Here is an 18,547-nt window from a genome sequence, read left to right on the forward strand (position 1 = left end):
GGCCAACCGGTCGGCGACCATCGACGGTGTGAGCACTCAGTTCGATCTCGAGCAGCCGGCGCCTGCCGGCGGCTGGCGCGTGCTCGCACCCTTCCGCTCCCGCGAGTACCGGCTGCTGATCGCGGCGGTCTCGCTGTCCATCTTCGCCGAGGGCATGTGGACGGTGGTGATGGCGCTGCAGGTCATCTCGATCGACGACGATCCGGCGTCGCTGTCACTGGTGGCGACCTGCCTAGCAGGCGGCCTGGTGGCGTTCGTGTTGGTCGGCGGCATCGCCGCCGACCGAATCTCTCAGCGCGCCATCATCATTGCCGTCGCAGCCGTGAACTTCGCGGCAGTCGCCACGGTCGCTGCGCTGGGACTGCTCGGCGCGCTGCAGATCTGGCATCTCGCGGTGGCCGCGGCCGTCCTCGGTATCGCCGCGGCGTTCTTCTTCCCCGCCTACAGCGCGATCCTGCCGCGGATCCTGCCCGCCGAACAGCTGCTCGCGGCCAACGGCGTCGAAGGCGTGGTGCGGCCGGTGTTCCAGCGATCGGTCGGGCCGGCGGTGGCGGGCCTGGTGATCGGTGCGACGTTCCCGTCGGTCGGCGCCGTCGTGGTCGCGGCACTGTTCGCGCTGGGCCTGCTGCTGCTCGTCGCAACCCGTCCGGCGACCAGGGCCGTCGAGGACTCCGTCGGCGAGAAGCCGCAGATGCTGCGCGACCTGCGCGACGGGTTCGTCTTCATGGTCGCCACGCCGTGGCTGCTGTGGACGCTGTTGTTCGCCAGCCTGTTCGTGCTCGTGGTGCTCGGTCCGATCGAGGTGCTGCTGCCGTTCATCGTCGCGGACCGCTTCGCCGACGGCGCCCGCATGTACGGCTTCGTGCTGGCGTTCTTCGGGGTGGGCAGCGCGATCGGCGCGCTCGCGGTGTCCTCGCGGCGCCTGCCGCGGCGCTACCTCACCGTGATGATGGCGATGTGGAGCGTCGGCTCGATTCCGCTCGTGGTCATCGGCACCACCTCGTCGTTTCCGGTGATGGCTGCCGCGACGTTCGTCATCGGCGTGACCGACGGTGCGGGACTGGTCATCTGGGGCACGGTGCTGCAACGGCGGGTACCCCGGCACATGTTGGGTCGGGTGTCGAGCCTGGACTTCTTCGTGTCCCTGGCGTTCATGCCGCTGTCGTTCGCGATCGTCGGCCCGCTGTCGAAGGTGGTGTCGATGCAGACCATCTTCTGGGTCTCCGGTGTGGTGCCGGTGCTGCTGGCGGTGGTCGCCGTGTGCGCGGCCCGGATGCCGCGCGACGAGGTGGCCAACCCGCTGCGTGAGACGCCCGCTGCGTCAGACGCCGAAGATCGGGGGTAGCGCGAGCACCATCACCAGACCCCAGAAGAAGTGGGTGAGCATCGGGGCGAGCACACCGCCGGTCGCGCGGCGCTCGAACGCGCAGATGGTGCCGAGGATGATGGCCGCGAACGCCAGCATCGGGTTCTGCGTGCTGACACCGGTGACGACCACGTAGACGAGCGTCGTCACGATGAACGCGAACCACCCGTTGTTCCGCTTGCCCAGAGACGAGTACATCGAGCCGCGGAAGAAGATCTCCTCGGCCAGGCCGTTGATCACGGTGATCGCGACGATCACCGGCAGTGAACCCTGGTTCGCGAATTCGAGCACCTGCACGATGTAGTCACGGACCGCGGGGATCTCGCGCGCGACCAGGCCGCCGACCACGAATGCGCCGCCGAGCACCAGGCCGATCGCGGTGCCGGTGATCACGGGCCGTTGATTGCGTCCGCGAAAACAGATGCGGCCCAGGTGAACCGGGCCGGAGACGAAGGCGCCCACAATCCACCACGCCGCCAGCCCCATCGTGAACCAGTAGAACGCCGGGTCGCCAGGGGGTAGCCGCAACGAATAGCCAAGCAGCACGAATCCGCCGACCACGAAGATCGCCACGAAGATCCGCCGCCGGCGGATGGTGCCCGGTCCCTCGTTGTGCGGTTCGGCAGTGCCGGTGAGGATGCGGCGGGCCTCGGAGAAGAAGCCGCTGCGTTCGTCGCAGGACTTCGTCGACACCTCGGTCATCAGTGGCCCACCTTCGGGGCGAGGGCGATGACGGTGTCCAGGCCGGTGCGCACCGCCGCGGCCACCGGGCCGGGTACGGCGCCGAGCAGTCCGAGCGCCGGCCGGGCGATAGGCAGCGTGAACGGGCGGATCAGTTGGGTGATCCGTTGGACGTCACCGCCGGCCCAATCCGGATCGGTGTCGGCCAGCTGGTGGACGTCGGCGAGCGCGTTGACCGGACGCGGACGTTGTTTGGCCAGTGAGAGGGTGATCGCCTCGTCGACCGAGGTGAGTCCGCCCGGCGGGTCGGGCACCAGGTCGCGCAGCCCGTCGCCGGACGCTGTCATCGGGTGGTCAAGGGACTCAACGAGATCGCCGGCCAGACCGCCCGGCACGGGCAGCACCAGGCCGGTGACCTTCGAGACGATCGAGGTGTCGATGCCGCGGACCGGCAGCGGCGCCCGCCACTTGCCGGCGATGCGCGCGTACTTCGTCAGCAGTTCGCCGTAGGTGGTGGTCTCCGGTCCGGAGATGTCGTAGGCGCCGGCAGGGACCCGGTCGGTGTCCGCGGCGGCCACCAGGTAGTGCAGCGCGTCGCGGATCGAGATGGGGTCGATCGGGTTGGCCGCCCACTTCGGCAGCGGGATGACCAGGAACCGGTCACCGACGTAGCGCAGCATCTCGAAGGACGTCGATCCGGCGCCGATGATGATCGCCGCGCCGAGCCACACGACGTCGGCGCCGCCCTCGATGTTCAGCGCCTCCGCCACCTCGGCGCGGCTGGCCAGGTGCTCGGACAGCGTGTCGTCGGTCGGCACGAAGCCGCCGAGGTACACGATGCGCTTGACGCCGGCGTCCCGGGCGGCGGCCGCGACGTTGGCCGCGGCGCGGTTGTCGGCGTCGCGGAAGTCGGGTTGGCCGATGCCGTGCACCAGGTAGTAGATGACGTCGATGGGTCCGGCGTCGGCCAGCGCCTGCTTGACCGATGCGGGGTCCCCCGCGTCGAGGGAGACACCGGTGACATCGGCGTGCCAGCCGAACGTCGCCAGCCGGTCGGGATTGCGGGTGGCGGCCACGACCTTGTTGCCCTGTTCGACGAGGGCGCTCACCAGCCGCGATCCGACATAGCCGGTGGCGCCGGTGACCAGGATCCGCATGTTGCTCACCGTAGGCCTGTACCCGGAGCGCAGCGTCGGGAACCCTGAGGTGCGGGGGGTCACTGTGACGCGGCGCACAACGTTCACCGTGCCCGCGAGAACCGTTGCGCCGGCCGGGGATCGGCCCGTTACTCCGGCGCCGGGCTGACCACGGTGGCTCCGCGGTGATGGTCGATGAGCCGCTGATAGACCTCGGCGTTGTAGCGGTTGGCGGCGACCTCGGCGTCGCTGAGCTCGCGTCGCACCTTGCCGGGCACGCCCGTCACGAGCGACCTGGGCGGGATGACCGCACCCTGGGGGATCAGTGCACTGGCGGCCACCAGCGAGCCGGCGCCGATGTGCGCGCCGTTCAGGATCACCGCGCCCATGCCGATCAGGCAGCCCTCATCGATCGTGCACCCGTGCAGCACGGCGTTGTGGCCGACGCTCACCGCCGAGCCGATGCACACCGGGAACTCGGGGTCGCAGTGCACGGTGACGCCGTCCTGGATGTTGGATCCGAATCCGATCTCGATCGGTTCCACCTCGGCCCGCAAGGTGGCGCCGTACCAGACGCTGGCCCTGGCTGCCAGGGACACCTGCCCGATCACCGCGGCGTTCGGGGCGATCCACGACTCGGCGTGCAGCTTCGGGGTGTGCCCGCGTAGGGCCAGGATCAGCGGCTGCGACATGGCCGACATCGTAGGAGCCGATCGCGGTGACGTGGTCAGGAACCCCGAAAGACCTTGCGGTAGCCGGTCGGTGACATCCCGACGCCGCGGCGCAGATGATGCCGCAGGTTTCCGCCCGATCCGAGGCCGGACAGCCGGGCCACCTCGTCGACCGGGAGGTCCTCGGACTCGAGCAGTTCGCGGGCACGGTCGACGCGGCGGCCCCGCACCCACGCGCCCGGCGCCTGGCCGGTCTCCTCGCGGAATCGTCGAATGAAGGTGCGCGGGCTCATGTGCGCGTGCCGGGCGAGACGTTGCAGGGTCAGCGGCTCGTCGAGCCGGCGCAGCGCCCACTCCCGGGTGGCCGCCGTCGACACTCCCCCGGCGGCCGCGTCGTCGTCGCGACGCTCGATGAACTGCGCCTGCCCGCCTTCGCGCCACGGCGGGACCACGCAGTGCCGGGCCACCGCATTGGCGACCGCGGCGCCGTGGTCGGTGCGGATGAGGTGCAGGCACAGGTCGATGCCCGCGGCCAGCCCGGCCGAGGTGAGCACGTCGCCGTCATCGACGTAGAGCACGTTCTCGTCGACGTCGACGGCCGGGTAGAGCCGCCGCAACTCGTCGGCGTGCTGCCAGTGGGTGGTCGCGGGGCGGCCGTCGAGCAGGCCCGCCGCCGCGAGGACGAACGCTCCGGTGCAGATCGAGACCAGGCGCGCTCCGGGCGGGATGGCCGCCAGTGCCTGCCTCGCCTCGGGCGGCAGCACGCCGTCGACCCGGACCGCCGGGTACCGGGTGCCCGGGATCACCACGGTGTCCGCGGTGGCAAGCACCTCCGGGCCTGCGGTCGGGACGACGGCGAACCCGGTGGTCGACGGCACCGGGCCCGCGGTGAGTCCGCAGGTGATCACCTCGTAGAGGGGTTCTCCGCCGGGACCTGCGGCGGCGCCGAACAGCGTCGGCGCGATCGCGGCGTCGAAGCCGATCACGGGTGGCAGCAGCAGGACGGCGATCCGGTGCACCGGGCAATCTTGGCATGTTTTTGACGAATGGTGTCATTCTTGCCACTGGCCGCCGTTCGCCGGCCGGGTGAGAGTGGCCAGGTGACTGTGACAGCGCGACCCGGCACGGCCAGCCGCGTGCACTGGGCGTGGGTGGTGGCGGCCGTCAGCTTCGTCGCCCTGCTGGGCGCCGCGGGCTTCCGCTCGGTGCCGGGCGTGATGATGAATCCGCTGCACCAGGAGTTCGGCTGGACGCACGGGACCGTCGGCCTGGCGATGTCGGTGAACATGACGCTGTTCGGGCTGACGGCGCCGTTCGCGGCGGCGCTGATGGACCGACTCGGTGTGCGCCCCGTGCTGACGGGTGCGCTGCTGCTCATCGCGACGGGCTCTGCGCTGTCGGTGACGATGACGGCGAGCTGGCAGCTGGTGCTGCTGTGGGGCGTGCTGGTCGGTGTCGGCACCGGCGCGATCTCGATGGGCTTCGTCGCCACCGTCGCCACCCGCTGGTTCGATGCCCGCCGCGGGCTCGTCACGGGCGTGCTGACCGCCGCGAGCGCGACCGGCCAGCTCGTCTTCCTACCGCTCGTCGCCGCGGTGACGACGGCGCACGGCTGGCGGTGGGCGTCGCTGATCGTGGCCGGGGCCGCACTCGCGGTGGTGCCGCTGGTCGTCGCGTTCATGCGCAATGCGCCGCAGGACAAGGGGCTGCTGCCGTACGGCGCGACGGCTGCGGCCCGGCAGGCGCCGGTTCCGGGGAGCGGCTTCCGTGCGGCGTTCGAGGGGCTGGCGATCGGTGCGCGGGTGCCGGCGTTCTGGTTGTTGGCGTCGAGCTTCGCGATCTGCGGCATGACGACCAACGGCCTGATCGGCACGCACTTCATCCCGGCGGCCAACGACCACGGCATGCCGACCACCGTGGCGGCCGGTCTGCTCGCCACGATCGGCGTGCTCGACGTCGCGGGCACCGTGTTCTCCGGCTGGCTGACCGACCGGGTCGACCCGCGGTTGCTGCTGGTCGTCTACTACACCGGGCGTGGGGTGTCGCTGCTGCTGCTGCCGTCGCTGCTCGCGCCGCACACCGAGCCGGGTACCTGGGTGTTCGTCATCTTCTACGGCCTGGACTGGGTGGCCACCGTGCCACCGACGATCGTGCTGTGCCGCGAGTACTTCGGGGCCCGCACACCCGTGGTGTTCGGCTGGGTGTTCGCCTCCCATCAGCTGGGCGCGGCGGTCGCGGCGGCAGGCGCGGGCTGGCTGCGCGACCTCAACGGCAACTACGACACCGCCTTCTTCTTGGCGGCCGGTCTGTGCGGGGTGGCGGCGGTGCTGTGCCTGGGTATCCGGCGGACTGTGACACATCCGACGTAACGATCTCCTGAACCCGTGCTCAGGGCGGGTTTCGGCGTTGGAAGGAGGCCGCCAACCCTCGACCTCGACTTGGCCGTTACCAATTCGTGGCTTTACCCTACGAGACGGCGCCGAACCGGTAGCCGGACATCTCCGCCCATCGGGGAGGGCGTTCTGACGAGCTGAGGAGCCTGACGTGAAGACTCGCACCAGTAGAGCACTGGGCGCGGCCGTGGGAACCGCGGCCATCGCCCTGTCGCTGCCGTTGGCGGTCAATGCCTACGCGCAACCCGAACCGACGCCGTCGAAGCCGGTGGAGAACCCGCTGCCCAACCTCGAGGGCGACTGCGACCCGTTCCGGGAAGCGAACCCCAACTGGAAGAGCTACGCCGGCCAGCCGGTCAGCCAGGTCCTGGCGCAGATCCCCGACATCAGCACGTTCAACTCCGCGATCTCGGGTCAGCTGAACCCCGCCGTCAACATCGCCGGGGTGCTCGACAACGGCCCGTACGTGGTGTTCGCGCCGACCAACGAGGCGTTCGCGAAGCTGCCGCCCGAGCAGCTCGAGTCCCTCAAGACCAATGCCGACGCGCTGACGGACCTGGACTACTACCACGTCTTCCTCGGCCTGCTCGGCCCCGCCGACGTGAAGGGTCAGCGGCCCACCCAGCAGGGCGCCGAGATCAAGGTCGAGGGCACCAACGGCGACATCAAGGTCAACGACACCGCCAAGGTGATCTGCGGTGGCATCCCCGCCCAGAACGCGCGGATCTACGTGATCGACACGGTGCTCGACCCGGCCGCCCCGCCGGAGGCGCTCACCCCGACGCCGAAGTCGCCGACCAGCACCACGACCACGACCACCACGACGCCGCCCCTCGCGCCGGCGGAGATGCCCGCCGCGGACGCCCCGATCGGCTAGCTCTTTTTGTGATTTCGGCGCGCTCACGTTCGTCTGACGAACGTGAGCGCGCCGAATTCGCTGTCTACAGGCCGAGATCGCGGCCGATGATCTCCTTCATGATCTCGGTGGTGCCACCGAAGATCGTCTGGATGCGTCCGTCGACGTAGTCGCGCGCGACGCGGTACTCCAGCATGTAGCCGTAGCCGCCGTGCAGCTGCACACACTGGTCGACGATCTTCTTGGCCGTCTCGGTGGCGAACCACTTCGCCTTGGCCGCCTCGACCGCGGTCAGCTCACCGTCGACGACTCCCTGCAGGCAACGGTCGATGTACTGCTCGGTCACGTCGAGCTCGGTGTCCATCTCGGCCAGCAGGAACCGGTTGTGCTGGAAACTGCCGATGGGCTGGCCGAACGCCTTGCGGTCCTTGGCGTACTGCAGTGTCTGACGCCAGGTTTCGCGCGCACCGGCGATCGCGGAGATGGCGATCGAGAGCCGCTCGGATGGCAGGTTCGTCATCAGGTGGTAGAAGCCGCGGCCCTCCTTGCCGAGCAGGTTCGCGCTCGGCACGCGGACGTTCTCGAAATGCAGCTCGGAGGTGTCCTGGGCATGCAGGCCCATCTTGTCGAGCTTGCGGCCCCGGGTGAAGCCGGGCATGTCGCGCTCGACAACCAGCAGCGAGAAGCCCTTGTGGCCGGCCTCGGGGTCGGTGCGGGCGACGACGACCACCAAGTCGCAGTTGATGCCCGACGAGATGAAGGTCTTGGAGCCGTTGACGATCCAGTCGTCGCCGTCGCGGACCGCCGAGGTGCGGATGCCCGCCAGGTCGCTGCCCGCGCCCGGTTCGGTCATCGCGACCGCGATGATGGTCTCGCCGCTGGTGATGCCGGGCAGCCAGCGCTGCTTCTGCTCGTCGTTGGTCAGGTCCTTGAAGTACGGGCCGACGACGTCGTTGTGCAGGCTCAGCGCGGGCGCGGGCACGCCGGACTTGGCGATCTCCTCGTCGATGATCGCGTTGAACCGGAAGTCGTCGCTGCCGCCGCCGCCGAACTCCTCGGGCATGTTGAACCCGATCAACCCGTGCTTGCCCGCGGCCACGTAGGCCGACCGGTCGACGAGGCGGTCGGCCTCCCACTTCTCGGCGTTCGGGACGAGCTCACTGTCGATGTAGCCCCGCACGGTGTCGCGGAAGGCCTCGTGCTCGGCGTCGTAGATCGTTCTCTTCATTGTCGTTTCCTCACTTGGCTTTCCATACCGGCTCGCGCTTCTGCGCGAAGGCCAGCGGTCCTTCTTTGGCGTCCTCGGAGCTGAAGACGACGGCGACTTCGCGCCTCGTGCGTGTCCAGCCGGCTTCGTCGTCGGCCACGACCCGGTCGTCGGCACCGATGGCGACCCTCTTGCTGGCCTGCACGGCCAGCGGCGCGTTGACGGTGATGCGTTCGGCCAGTGCGAGCGCCGCGTCGAGCTCCTCGCCGTCGGGCACCACCTCGTTGATCAGGCCCCACTTCAGCGCCTCGGCCGAGGTGATCGGTTCTCCGGTGAACATCATCTGCAGCGCGACCTTGCGCGGAATCTGATCGACGAGACGGAACACCCCGCCCGCGGCCGCTATCAGTCCCCGCTTGACCTCCGGCAGCCCGAACTTCGCACTCGCACCGGCGACGACGAGATCGCTCGCGAGCGCCAGTTCGGTGCCACCGCCGAGCGCAGTGCCGTTGACGGCCGCGATCGTCGGCTTGTCGATGAAGTGGCGGACGTATCCGGCGAAGCCCCACGCGGGCCGGTCGGGGTGACCGATGTTCTCGCCGCGCGACAGGGCCTTGAGATCGGCTCCCGCACAGAAGGATTTGTCGCCCGACCCGGTGACCACGACCACCCGGACATCCGGGTCCTGCTGCGCCTGCTCGAGTGCGTCGCCCAGGGCGATCGACACGGCGGAGTTGATGGCGTTGCGCGCTTCCGGCCGATTGATCGTGATGACCATGACGTTGCCCCGGCGCTCGACGAGAGCACCGGGGGCCGTCGTGGTGTCGGCTCCTGTCACAGCAGCTCGAGGATGGTGGCGTTGGCCTGGCCGCCGCCCTCGCACATGGTCTGCAGGCCGTACTGAATTCCCTTGTCGCGCATGTGGTACAACAGGGTCGTCATGATGCGCGCACCCGAACCGCCGAGCGGGTGACCCAGCGCGATCGCGCCACCGTTCGGGTTGAGGTTCTTCTCGTCGGCGCCGATGTCCTTGAGCCAGGCCAGCGGCACGGGCGCGAACGCCTCGTTGACCTCGAACGCGCCGATCTGGTCGATGGTCAGCCCGGATCGCTTGAGCGCCTTCTGGGTGGCCGGGATCGGGGCGGTCAGCATGATCACCGGGTCGGCGCCGGCCAGCACTGCGGTGTGCACCTTGGCCAGCGGCTTGAGGCCGAGTTCCTTGGCCTTCTCGGCGGACATGAACAGCAGCGCCGCCGATCCGTCGGAGATCTGCGAGGAGTTGCCGGCGTGGATCACGCCGTCCTCCTTGAAGGCCGGCTTGAGCTGACCCATCTTCTCCAGGGTGGTGCCGCGACGGATGCCCTCGTCCTTGAGCACCGGGTTTCCGTCCTGGTCCTTGATCGCCACGATCTGATCGTCGAATGCACCGGAATCCTGCGCAGCGGCGGCCTTCTCGTGCGAGTCGAGGGAGAACTGGTCGAGCGTGGCGCGGTCGAGGCCCCACTGCTCGGCGATCATCTCGGCGCCGATGCCCTGGTTCGGGGTCTGCTGGTAGCGGTCCTTGAAGCCCTGCGGGTACGGGTTGCCGCCACTGGCCAGCGACGCGCCCATCGGGGTGCGCGACATGGCCTCGACACCGCCGGCGACGACGACGTCGTAGTGGCCGGCGACCACGCCTGCGGCGGCGAAGTGCACGGACTGCTGGCTCGACCCGCACTGGCGGTCCACGGTCACGCCGGGCACCGACTCCGGCCAGCCGGCCGTCAGCAGGGCGGTGCGGGCGATGTCGAGCGCCTGCTCGCCGGCCTGCATGACGCAGCCCCAGATGACGTCGTCGACCAGCGCCGGGTCCACACCGGCGCGCTCCACGAGGCCATTGAGCACCTGCGCGGAGAGTTCGGCGGGGTGCACGCCCGACAGTCCGCCGTTGCGCTTGCCGACAGGCGACCGCACGGCCTCGACGATGACGGCTTCAGCCATGGAAGTTCTCCTTTGAACGCGACCTGGGAGCCCGACGGGGCCCGTATGAGCATCGCCACCGAAGGTAGACGAGTAGGTTTACTAGGTCAACCTACTGGTTGGTAGAGTCGGACTCGACGCCGTGCCGCGACGCCACATGGTTTACTGAGTTGTACAGCTGGCTTGCATGCCAGGTCAAACACCCCACCGGAGAAGAACGCGTGCCTCGAACCACACCGCTGGCCCCGATGATGGGGGCGAGTGCCGTGACGTCGGGGAACACCGTGCGCTCCCCCAAGACCGCCGAACTGGTGGCGGGCACGCTGCGCCGGATGGTGGTCGACGGCCAGCTCAGGGACGGCGACTTCCTGCCCAACGAGGCCGAGCTGATGAGCCACTTCGGCGTCAGCCGTCCGACGCTGCGCGAGGCCGTCCGCGTGCTGGAATCCGAGCGCCTGGTCGAGGTGCGCCGCGGATCGCGCACCGGAGCCAGGGTGCGCGTCCCCGGCGCGGAGATCGTCGCCCGGCCCGCGGGGCTACTGCTGGAACTGAGCGGCGCCACGATCGCCGACGTGATGACGGCGCGGTCGGGGATCGAGCCGATGGCCGTGCGGCTGCTCACCGAGTCCGGCGACACCGCCGCCTACGACGAGCTGGAACGAACGCTGGCCGAGGACGTGCCGGTCGGCTGGGACACCGGTCAGCTGGCCGAGACCACGGGCGAGTTCCACCGCCGGATGGTCGAGCTGTCGGGCAACGCGACGCTGAACATCATGGCGGGCATGCTGCACGAGATCACGGTGCGCCACACCGCGTTCGCGATGAGCGAGAGCAATCCGCCGTCGAAGGCCGACTACGAGAAGCTGATGCGGTCCTACCGCCGGCTGTTGCAGTTGATGCGCTCGGGTGACGGGGCGGCGGCCGAGGCGCACTGGCGCAAGCATCTCGACACGGCGAGGGGTCTGCTGCTGCAGGGACTGGAGACGGTCAAGGTCCGGGACGTGATGGGATGAGGCTCACGTAGCGTCGGCGCCGTCCTTCTGCCACGTCACGTGCACTGGCGCGGTGTCGTCCCACGGCTGGCGGGTGACCAGGTCGGCCACGTTGACGTAGCCGCGTTCGAACTCGCCGGTGGCCGCGTCGACCAGGCGGTACTCCTGGCGCTGGCGGTGAATGGGCTGGCCGTCGATCAGCACCACCCTGATCTCGCCCGGTTCGAAGTGGCACCGCTTCTGCATCGCTGAGATCAGCTGCTCGTTGTGCATGTGGCCGTCGCCGAAGTTCCACCCGATCGCGGTGCTGCAGATCCGCTCGCCGTCGGTCAGCACGTAGTCGTCCTCGTTCAGCCCTGCCATGGCGCGGTGCGCCAGCGCGAACATGGCCCGGCCGTGGCTGTTGAACGACCGGAACGCGTACCCCATGTAGAGGTACATCTCCGCGGTCTCCTTACTGCCGTAGTACTTCTCCATCTGCGCGGCGGGCATGCTGGCGATCGCGACCAGCCCGGCGGTGATCTTTTCGGCCGCCGACGGCTTCACGCACCACAGCGTGGTGTCCCAGTTGCCCGCGTAGTAGCGCATTCCGGGCAGGAAGGACACCTTGCGCGGGAACAGGTTCCCCAGCACGACGGTGCCTGCGACGACGGCGAACAGCACGACCGGCCACGGACTCTGCAGGTCGCCCAGGCCGACGCCGGGATGGCCGACGAACAACGCCAGCACGCTGAACATCATGAAGACGTTCCACTCCAGCGGCACCCCCATCGGGATCGACGACAGGATGCCGAAGTGGAACACCAGCATGATGAACGCCGCGATCGCGCCGGCCACGCCGCCGTGGCTGAAGAACAGCACCAGCGGCACCAGTCCCTCGACGGCGGTGCTGAAGTGGGCCAGCCAGCGCGAGGCCCGGCCCGGTCGCAGGTCGTCGGGGAAGTGTTCGAAGAACCTGCGCTTGATCCAGCGCGGGCGGAACACCGGGTTGTTGCTCATCATCGTCGAGATGACGAACGGGAAGTGCTTGTTAAGTTTCGACGTCGCCGCACCCAGCCAGATGACCAGGCACACCAGCTTGGCGGCGAGGATGATGTCGGCGCCGCTGAACAGGAAGCACACCGCGAGCGAGGCGTACACCTCGCCGCGGGCTGCCAGGAAGATGACCTTGTCCCGCAGGCCGGCGACGGCGAGCAGGCCCAGCACCGCCACTGTCTGCCAGATCGGCAGCACGCCGACCTCGCTGCCGAGTTCCGGGATGGGACCCGTGCCGTCGGAGAACAGCGCGATCACGAGCATCACCAGCAGGGCGGCGTAGACCGCGACGTCGAACGGGGTGCGGCTGTCGCCCTTGGTCAGCGGGATGCGACCGGGCCAGGGCGGCAGACGAATGGTCTTCGGCCGCAGCCAGTAGAGGATGGAGCCCATCGGCGGGAAGAAGCGGTTGTTGAGCGGTCCGAAGCCGCAGCCGAGGCCGACCACCTCGAACAGCATCGTGTAGAGCACGACCTTCTGGAAGACGATGGGCTCGGCGTACCAGGTGGCCACGGCGGTGAACCCGTCGATGCCGTCGGTGCTCAGCACGATCAGCCAAGCGACCAGCACATACAACAGGATCTTGACGACGTAGAACAGGTGAAGCACACCCGGCGTGCCGAAGCCGACCTCGGCCCAGTGCCGGGCCATCGGCACGATCCTCTCGGCGCGGGTGCCCTTGCTCCATTCGGCGTAGTCGACGACGGGCGCGTCCTGTTTGAGAAAACCCATGCCGGACAGACTAGAACGTGTTCTAGTCCTGTGGTTCCACTTGGCCCGATGACCGCATACCGCGGCGGGTCAGCCCGCGGTCTTGGCGGGCGGCCGATAGAAGATCGCCAGCTGACCGATGCCGCCGGCCAGGCCGAGCACCACCGCCACCGCCAGGCCACCCCAGCCCTGCACGTAGTCCCACAGCGCGGTGCCGTGGAACAGCGCGTAGTCAAGGCTCAGCTTCCCCGCGCCGACCCCGGCGATCGCCACGGCCGTCACGGCGAGGATCAGGTTGTACTCCCAGCCCTCCTTGACGATGAAGAAGCCGTTGTGCCGGTGCACCGTCCACGCGGCCACCAGCATCAGCGCCACGAAGCCTGCGGCGGGCACCGGGGTGAGCAGCCCGACGGCCAGGCCGATGCCCGCGGCCATCTCCGTACTGGCGGCCACCCGGGCGTGGAAGGTTCCCGGCTTCATGCCGATGCTCTCGAACCAGCCCGCGGTGCCGGGGATGCGCCCGCCGCCGAAGAACTTGTTGTAGCCGTGCGCGGCCATGGTCAGGCCGAGCACGACGCGCAGCACCAGAAGAGCGAAATCGTAGGCATCCACGTAACAGAATCTAGGGCATCTGTCACACGGCTGCCCACCCCCCGTCGATGGACAGCACGGCGCCCTGGATGTTCGCCGCGTCCCCGGCAGCGAGGAACACCACCGCGGCGGCGACCTCTTCGGGGGTGCTCATGCGCCGCGAGGGGATGCGCGCCAGCATCGGCGCGACGTGCTCGGCGAACTCCACCGCGCGTTCGGTCGCGATCGGCCCGGGTGCCACGGCGTTGACCCGCACCCCCGACGGCCCGTACTCGTCGGCCCACGACTTGGTGAAGGAGTGGACGATCGCCTTGTTGCCGGAATACACCGCCGAACCGGCGCTGCCGCGCAGCCCGGTGTTGGATCCGATGTTGACGATCGCGCCATCACCGCGCTCGGCCATCGCGGGCGCGATCATCCCGGTCAGTAGTAGCGGTGCGAACACGTTGACGCCGAACACCTCCCGCAGTTCCTGCTCGGTGACGTCGGCGGTCGGCTTCGGCATCAACAGGGTCGCGGCGTTGTTGACGAGGATGTCGAGCCGGCCGCCCGCCGCAGCCACGGCCTGGCCGGCCAGTGCCCGGGCGGCCTCTGCTCCCCCGCCCAGATCAGCCGTGACGAAGGCCGCTTCGCCTCCGGCGGTGCGGATCTCGGCGACAACCGCATCGCCGCGTTGCTTGTTGCGGCCGGACACGACGACGAAGGCCCCGGCGGCGGCGAGCGCCTGGGCGATGGCCGCTCCAAGGCCTGCGGTGGAGCCGGTGACCAGTGCGGTGCGGCCCGCGAGCCGCGTATCGTTTTTGCTCATGAGTCCGACAGTGCGCCGATGAAAATGGACCCGCAAGTCCAGAAATTCACCGCGAAGGGACGCGCCACCCGGCAGCGGATCATCGACGGCGCCGCAGCCGAGGTCCGCCTCAGCGGTGCGGTCGCCACCACGCTCGACGATGTGCTGGCCCGCACCGCGACCTCCAAGAGCCAGCTGTTCCATTACTTCCCCGGCGGCAAGGACGAACTGCTGCTCGCCGTCGCCGCGCAGGAGGCCGACCGGGTGCTGTCCGACCAGCAGCCGCATCTGAGCAGGCTGACGTCGTGGGCGGCCTGGCAGCGCTGGCGCGACGTGGTGGTCGAGCGATACCGCAGGCAGGGCCGGATGTGTCCGCTGTCCACGGTGATGTCCGAGATCGGCCGCACACCCGGCGCGCACGCGGTGACGACGACGCTCATCGATCGCTGGCGGATGGAGATCGAGGCCGGCGTGCGGGCGATGCAGGCGCAGAACAAGATCGCCGCGTCGGTGGATCCGCAGCGTGCCGCCGCGGCACTGCTGGCCGGCATTCAGGGCGGGGTGTCGGTGCTGCTCAGCACCGGCGACCTCAGTTACCTGGAGGCCGCGCTGGACGTGGGGATCGCGTCGCTGCGCGCCACTCAGCCCAGCGCCGCGGCCAGTCGCGCCGTGTAGGCGTCGACGTCCCCGATCGCCGACTCGGCGGCGTGCACGCTGATCGCGACGGTGTCGCCGACACCGTGCACGCCGTGCGCCAGCCCCACCATCTGCGAGAGCTCGGGGAACCCGGTGGTGACCACCACCGGCGCGCCGCCGAAGCTCAGGTCGGCCGGACCTCGGTGGACGCTGGACACGACGGTGTTGCCGATCACGAGCGGCGCCCGCACGTCGGGGTCGAACTGCGCGACGCCCCAGCGCAGCAGCGGGGCGGGCGTGGCCGCGAACGCCCTGCCGGCCGCCCGCATGCCCGGATGCGCGGCGCGGCGTCTGCGGTCCGCGAGGTCCTGCGCGATCCTGCGGGCCCGGTCGGGGGCGTCGAGCTCCGGGTAGAGCCCCACACCGACATTGCCGAAGTGGTTGTGCGCCAGCCGTTGTCCGGCTGCGGCCATCGGCACTTCTGCACCGAGCGTGGCAGGGTCGTCGCCGAGTTCGCGCAGCTGTGCGGCCAGCGCACCCGACACGGCGGCCAGCACACCCGTCGTGACGGTCGGGCCGGGCAGCTCACGCCGGTGACGGACGATCGTCCGGACGTACCGCACACCCGCCGGCCTGGCGTTGGTACGCAGCGGCGGCCGGGTATCCGCCTGCGCTGGTGTAACTCCGGCGGTCACGTCGCGCAGCAGCCGACGATGGGTTCGCGCAGCGGTGACCGCCCGCACCGGCAGCCGGGCCGCCGGAAAGCGCGACACCGGCACCGGCTCGACGCCGCCAGGCCTGCCCAGCAGCAGCGCGGCCAGTGCCGATCCGCGGACGCCGTCGGCCAAGGCGTGCGCGACCTGCAGTACCACGACGGTGCCTGGGCGGCCGGCGCCGGGGATCCCGTCGACAGCCGCGAAAAGGTGCAGCCGCCAGGTCATCTCGCGCGCGTCCAGCTGCCGCTCGGCGAGCCGGCGTACCGCGGCCAGGCAGCCGGGCCAGCTGCGGTCGTCGAGGTCGTGCACGCAGAACTGGCGGTCGTCGATGCCGGCGGGTGCCCACTCGGGGTAGGTGAGTGCGCTGTGTTCTCGCACCCGCAACCGCAGCTCGCCGCAGCCGCGGGCACGTTCGCGCACGGGGGCGAGCGCCTCCCGCGGGTCGGCGGGGCCGCCCGCGAAGCCGTAGACCAGGAACTGGTCGCTGGGCATCTTGGCCGACAGCCAGTAGGTCTGGGCATCGGCCGCGGCGAGCCGGCGCACGGCTACCGTGCGGAGCCGACGAATCCGACGATGTGGCGGCCCACCTCGTCGGGCTGCTCGAGCTGCAGGAAGTGGCCGGCCCGCGCCACGATCGCCATGTCGCTGCCCGCGGGCAGGACGGGCCGCACCCAGTCCGCGTAATCCGGTGCGGCGCAGCCGTCGTCGGCGCCATGCAGGTACAGGGTCGGCAGCCGGGGCGGGGCCAGCCAGTGCTTGTGCAGTTCGGCGTACTGCGCCGGCGGCCGGGTGTTGCGCACGGTCGCGCGGTAGTAGCCCAGTGCTGCCCGCCAGCGCTCCGGCGCGCCGATCGCGGCGTCGACGTGGCGGAGGTCCTCGCCGGCGGGATAGCCGGGCGACCACTGCCGCCACAGCCGGGGCACCACCCACGACGCGGACCGGTCGGGCAGGAACGGGAGCTGGAAGTAGGTAATGTACCAGCTGCGCAGCAGTTGGCGGGGCAGCTGGGCCGCCAGCCTGCCGCGGTCGGGCAGCTTGCCGAACGGCTGGAAACTCGCCGGCGGCGGAACGGACATGATCACGGTCTTCGCGAACGGACTGTCGGGCATCGCCGCCAGCCCCGCCGTCGCGATCGCGCCCCAGTCGTGGCCGATGACGACGTCGCGTCCGGTCGGGCCCGCGGCCTGCAGCACCCGCAGCGCGTCGTCCATCAGCGCTCCGACGTGGTAGCTCCCGTCAGAGGGCAGTGACGACGGCACGTAGCCGCGCATGAACGGCGCCACCACCCGCCAGCCTGCGTCGACGAGCGCGGGCGCCACTTTGCGCCAGCTGTACGCGGTGTCCGGGAATCCATGCAGGCACAACGCAACCGGGCCGTCATCAGGACCCCACACCAGTGCCCGAAGCCGCCCGGCGGGCACACTCACGTCCAGCCAGCGCGGTTCGCTCATGCGCTCACACCGGCTCGAACTGCGAGACGAGCCACCGGTCGCCGACCTTGTCGAGGGTCACCCTGACGGTCGACAGGTTGTCGGTGGGCATCTGCCCGCCGATGCTGACCTTCTGGTTGACGTAGAGCATGGTCACCGCGTGGTTCTTGTCGACCGATTCGATCGCGGCGCCGGGGACGGCGGCGACGGCCGTGATCCCCTGTTGCTTCGCGCCGGGGATGACGATCTCGTTGGTCATCCGGGTGTAGGTCTCGCGGAACGGGCCGGTGAGCAGGTCGCGGGCCTGGGAAAGTTGCTCGTCGATCTTCGCGGGCTCGTAGGTCAACATGACGGTCACCGTGTTGCGCGCGGCCTGCAGGCTCTCGGCGCGAGCCGCGTCGGTCTGGCGGACCTCACTGTCGTGCCACTTGAGCACGCCCGCGGCGACGGCGAGCACCAGTGCCAGCGCGGGCAGCACGCCGAAGGCGAACACTCGCGACCACCGGATTCCGGATGCGGCCTCGGGCTCTTCGACGTCGGGCTCTTCGACGTCGGGCTCTTCGACGTCGGGCTCTTCGACGTCGGCGATTGCGGCGTCCTCGGGCTCCTCAGCCTCGGGCTCCGTGACCTCCGCGGCCTCCGGCTCGGTCGCCTCGGGCTCCGTGGTCGTCGGCTCGCCGCTGTCGGGAACGGGGGCGTCGGGGTCGACCGGATCGTTCTCGGTGGTCATTGCACGAACTCCACGTCCGACACCTTCATCTGGCCGTCGATCTCATCCACGGTCACCCGCATCCGCCAGTACCGGAGCGGTTGGTCGGGTGCGCCTGCGTTCGACGCCGCGATCGACACGGCCACCAGCACCTTGGCCGAGTCGCCGGTGTCGGACACCGACTCCAGGCCGGCCTGCTGGATGGTGCCGACGGACTTCGACTTCGCCTGCTTGACCACCTCGGTGTACGGCGCGGCTCGCTTCTGGAACTGGTCGTAGAACCCGCCGGTCGACGCGTCGAGGATGCGTTGCACGTCGACGTCCGCCTGCTGCCAGTCGACGGAGGTCAGGTTCAGCACGCCCTGGCGTCCCGTTTCGACGAAGCGTTCGCGCTGCTGTTCGGCCTGGCGCGCCTGCCAGCCCTGGTAGCCGAGCCAGCCGGACAGTCCGCCCAGTGCGAGCACCACGACCAGGCCGGCCACGGTGGCCAGCCGGACCAGTGACCAGGGCGCTCTGCGCTGCTTGTGTGGGACGTCGGCTTCGGTGTCGCTGCCTGCGTCCTCGGATTCCGACTCGACGGCAGCATCCGGCTCGTCGACGTCGCCGTCGACACCCCAGTCCGCCGGGGCGGCGTGCTTTGGCATTGGTCGCTCCTTCGCGGCACTCCGCCT

At 69.8% G+C, this 18,547-nt stretch carries 19 protein-coding genes; 5 read left to right on the forward strand and 14 right to left on the reverse strand.

Going from position 1 to position 18,547, the window contains the following annotated elements; translation table 11 throughout:
- The first annotated feature begins 28 nt into the window (after positions 1-28).
- On the forward strand, positions 29-1,345 hold the full coding sequence (gene tet(V) / locus AB0K11_RS07885) for a tetracycline efflux MFS transporter Tet(V) (protein WP_364974389.1): 1,317 nt from the start codon (positions 29-31) through the stop codon (positions 1,343-1,345).
- Here tet(V) and AB0K11_RS07890 read toward each other — a convergent pair.
- From AB0K11_RS07890 to AB0K11_RS07905, 4 genes are all read right to left on the reverse strand, one after another.
- Positions 1,322-2,068 carry a lysostaphin resistance A-like protein gene (locus AB0K11_RS07890; protein WP_364974392.1) on the reverse strand — a complete coding sequence of 249 codons (747 nt, stop codon included), beginning with the start codon at positions 2,066-2,068 and terminating at the stop codon, positions 1,322-1,324. The two genes, tet(V) and AB0K11_RS07890, sit on opposite strands and share 24 nt — an antisense overlap.
- Positions 2,068-3,213: an SDR family NAD(P)-dependent oxidoreductase gene (locus AB0K11_RS07895; protein ID WP_364974394.1), complete on the reverse strand. Its 1,146-nt coding sequence runs from the start codon at positions 3,211-3,213 to the stop codon at positions 2,068-2,070. The genes AB0K11_RS07890 and AB0K11_RS07895 overlap by 1 nt, the downstream gene beginning before the upstream one ends.
- 119 nt (positions 3,214-3,332) lie before the next feature.
- Entirely contained in the window at positions 3,333-3,884 is a 552-nt protein-coding gene (locus AB0K11_RS07900) for a gamma carbonic anhydrase family protein (protein WP_364974396.1), read from the reverse strand.
- 26 nt (positions 3,885-3,910) lie between these two features.
- The gene (locus AB0K11_RS07905) at positions 3,911-4,873 is read right to left on the reverse strand and encodes a helix-turn-helix domain-containing protein (RefSeq protein ID WP_364974398.1); all 963 of its coding nucleotides are present in this window, start codon (positions 4,871-4,873) and stop codon (positions 3,911-3,913) included.
- A 27-nt stretch (positions 4,874-4,900) separates the two neighbouring features.
- Between AB0K11_RS07905 and AB0K11_RS07910 the strand changes: the two genes are divergently transcribed.
- Both AB0K11_RS07910 and AB0K11_RS07915 read left to right on the forward strand, forming a co-directional pair.
- On the forward strand, positions 4,901-6,223 hold the full coding sequence (locus AB0K11_RS07910; RefSeq protein ID WP_364974400.1) for an MFS transporter: 1,323 nt from the start codon (positions 4,901-4,903) through the stop codon (positions 6,221-6,223).
- 175 nt (positions 6,224-6,398) lie between these two features.
- Entirely contained in the window at positions 6,399-7,124 is a 726-nt protein-coding gene (locus AB0K11_RS07915; RefSeq protein ID WP_364974402.1) for a fasciclin domain-containing protein, read from the forward strand.
- 64 nt (positions 7,125-7,188) lie between these two features.
- On the opposite strand, the gene AB0K11_RS07920 is transcribed toward AB0K11_RS07915, so the two are convergent.
- Genes AB0K11_RS07920 through AB0K11_RS07930 form a run of 3 tightly spaced genes read right to left on the reverse strand, consistent with a single transcriptional unit; the run spans position 7,189 to position 10,290 of the window.
- Positions 7,189-8,331: an acyl-CoA dehydrogenase family protein gene (locus tag AB0K11_RS07920; protein ID WP_364974404.1), complete on the reverse strand. Its 1,143-nt coding sequence runs from the start codon at positions 8,329-8,331 to the stop codon at positions 7,189-7,191.
- Positions 8,332-8,341: 10 nt separating this feature from the next.
- Positions 8,342-9,148: a crotonase/enoyl-CoA hydratase family protein gene (locus tag AB0K11_RS07925; RefSeq protein ID WP_364974407.1), complete on the reverse strand. Its 807-nt coding sequence runs from the start codon at positions 9,146-9,148 to the stop codon at positions 8,342-8,344.
- Positions 9,145-10,290: a thiolase family protein gene (locus tag AB0K11_RS07930; protein ID WP_269892386.1), complete on the reverse strand. Its 1,146-nt coding sequence runs from the start codon at positions 10,288-10,290 to the stop codon at positions 9,145-9,147. The genes AB0K11_RS07925 and AB0K11_RS07930 overlap by 4 nt, the downstream gene beginning before the upstream one ends.
- Before the next feature lie 200 nt (positions 10,291-10,490).
- Here AB0K11_RS07930 and AB0K11_RS07935 point away from each other — a divergent pair, with 200 nt between their 5' ends.
- Complete coding sequence (locus tag AB0K11_RS07935; RefSeq protein ID WP_364974411.1) at positions 10,491-11,282, forward strand: FCD domain-containing protein; 792 nt, start codon at positions 10,491-10,493, stop codon at positions 11,280-11,282.
- A 3-nt stretch (positions 11,283-11,285) separates the two neighbouring features.
- On the opposite strand, the gene AB0K11_RS07940 is transcribed toward AB0K11_RS07935, so the two are convergent.
- The 3 genes from AB0K11_RS07940 to AB0K11_RS07950 all read right to left on the reverse strand — a co-directional run bounded on the left by AB0K11_RS07940 (position 11,286) and on the right by AB0K11_RS07950 (position 14,406).
- Positions 11,286-13,028, reverse strand: a complete 1,743-nt coding sequence (locus tag AB0K11_RS07940) for a DUF3556 domain-containing protein (RefSeq protein WP_364974414.1) — start codon at positions 13,026-13,028, stop codon at positions 11,286-11,288.
- Between the two features lie 69 nt (positions 13,029-13,097).
- Positions 13,098-13,619 carry a DoxX family protein gene (locus tag AB0K11_RS07945; RefSeq protein WP_364974417.1) on the reverse strand — a complete coding sequence of 174 codons (522 nt, stop codon included), beginning with the start codon at positions 13,617-13,619 and terminating at the stop codon, positions 13,098-13,100.
- A 22-nt stretch (positions 13,620-13,641) separates the two neighbouring features.
- The gene (locus AB0K11_RS07950) at positions 13,642-14,406 is read right to left on the reverse strand and encodes a glucose 1-dehydrogenase (protein WP_364974420.1); all 765 of its coding nucleotides are present in this window, start codon (positions 14,404-14,406) and stop codon (positions 13,642-13,644) included.
- Between the two features lie 24 nt (positions 14,407-14,430).
- Between AB0K11_RS07950 and AB0K11_RS07955 the strand changes: the two genes are divergently transcribed.
- Positions 14,431-15,060 (forward strand): TetR/AcrR family transcriptional regulator, encoded by a 630-nt coding sequence (locus tag AB0K11_RS07955; protein WP_364974422.1) that lies wholly within the window; start codon positions 14,431-14,433, stop codon positions 15,058-15,060.
- On the opposite strand, the gene AB0K11_RS07960 is transcribed toward AB0K11_RS07955, so the two are convergent.
- From AB0K11_RS07960 to AB0K11_RS07975, 4 genes are read right to left on the reverse strand one after another with little or no spacing between them, the layout of a single operon-like run.
- Positions 15,027-16,280, reverse strand: a complete 1,254-nt coding sequence (locus tag AB0K11_RS07960) for a WS/DGAT domain-containing protein (protein ID WP_364974425.1) — start codon at positions 16,278-16,280, stop codon at positions 15,027-15,029. The two genes, AB0K11_RS07955 and AB0K11_RS07960, sit on opposite strands and share 34 nt — an antisense overlap.
- Before the next feature lie 2 nt (positions 16,281-16,282).
- On the reverse strand, positions 16,283-17,188 hold the full coding sequence (locus AB0K11_RS07965; protein ID WP_364974428.1) for an alpha/beta fold hydrolase: 906 nt from the start codon (positions 17,186-17,188) through the stop codon (positions 16,283-16,285).
- Between the two features lie 4 nt (positions 17,189-17,192).
- The gene (locus tag AB0K11_RS07970; protein ID WP_364974431.1) at positions 17,193-17,897 is read right to left on the reverse strand and encodes a hypothetical protein; all 705 of its coding nucleotides are present in this window, start codon (positions 17,895-17,897) and stop codon (positions 17,193-17,195) included.
- Entirely contained in the window at positions 17,894-18,520 is a 627-nt protein-coding gene (locus tag AB0K11_RS07975) for an Mce protein (RefSeq protein ID WP_364974434.1), read from the reverse strand. Before AB0K11_RS07975 ends, AB0K11_RS07970 begins: the two co-directional genes overlap by 4 nt.
- Positions 18,521-18,547 lie beyond the last annotated feature (27 nt).

The sequence above is a fragment of the Mycobacterium sp. NPDC050551 genome (genome assembly GCF_040674075.1).
In the GTDB taxonomy this organism is placed as follows: Bacteria; Actinomycetota; Actinomycetes; order Mycobacteriales; family Mycobacteriaceae; genus Mycobacterium.

Excerpts from the sequence above, each read along its gene's own strand:
- AB0K11_RS07955 (WP_364974422.1), top strand. The coding sequence starts at position 14,431 with ATGGACCCGCAAGTCCAGAAATTCACCGCGAAGGGACGCGCCACCCGG.
- AB0K11_RS07970 (WP_364974431.1), bottom strand. The coding sequence starts at position 17,897 with ATGACCACCGAGAACGATCCGGTCGACCCCGACGCCCCCGTTCCCGAC.
- AB0K11_RS07975 (WP_364974434.1), bottom strand. The coding sequence starts at position 18,520 with ATGCCAAAGCACGCCGCCCCGGCGGACTGGGGTGTCGACGGCGACGTC.
- AB0K11_RS07950 (WP_364974420.1), bottom strand. The coding sequence starts at position 14,406 with ATGAGCAAAAACGATACGCGGCTCGCGGGCCGCACCGCACTGGTCACC.
- AB0K11_RS07890 (WP_364974392.1), bottom strand. The coding sequence starts at position 2,068 with ATGACCGAGGTGTCGACGAAGTCCTGCGACGAACGCAGCGGCTTCTTC.
- AB0K11_RS07930 (WP_269892386.1), bottom strand. The coding sequence starts at position 10,290 with ATGGCTGAAGCCGTCATCGTCGAGGCCGTGCGGTCGCCTGTCGGCAAG.
- AB0K11_RS07910 (WP_364974400.1), top strand. The coding sequence starts at position 4,901 with ATGGTGTCATTCTTGCCACTGGCCGCCGTTCGCCGGCCGGGTGAGAGT.
- AB0K11_RS07920 (WP_364974404.1), bottom strand. The coding sequence starts at position 8,331 with ATGAAGAGAACGATCTACGACGCCGAGCACGAGGCCTTCCGCGACACC.
- AB0K11_RS07965 (WP_364974428.1), bottom strand. The coding sequence starts at position 17,188 with ATGAGCGAACCGCGCTGGCTGGACGTGAGTGTGCCCGCCGGGCGGCTT.
- AB0K11_RS07900 (WP_364974396.1), bottom strand. The coding sequence starts at position 3,884 with ATGTCGGCCATGTCGCAGCCGCTGATCCTGGCCCTACGCGGGCACACC.
- AB0K11_RS07940 (WP_364974414.1), bottom strand. The coding sequence starts at position 13,028 with ATGGGTTTTCTCAAACAGGACGCGCCCGTCGTCGACTACGCCGAATGG.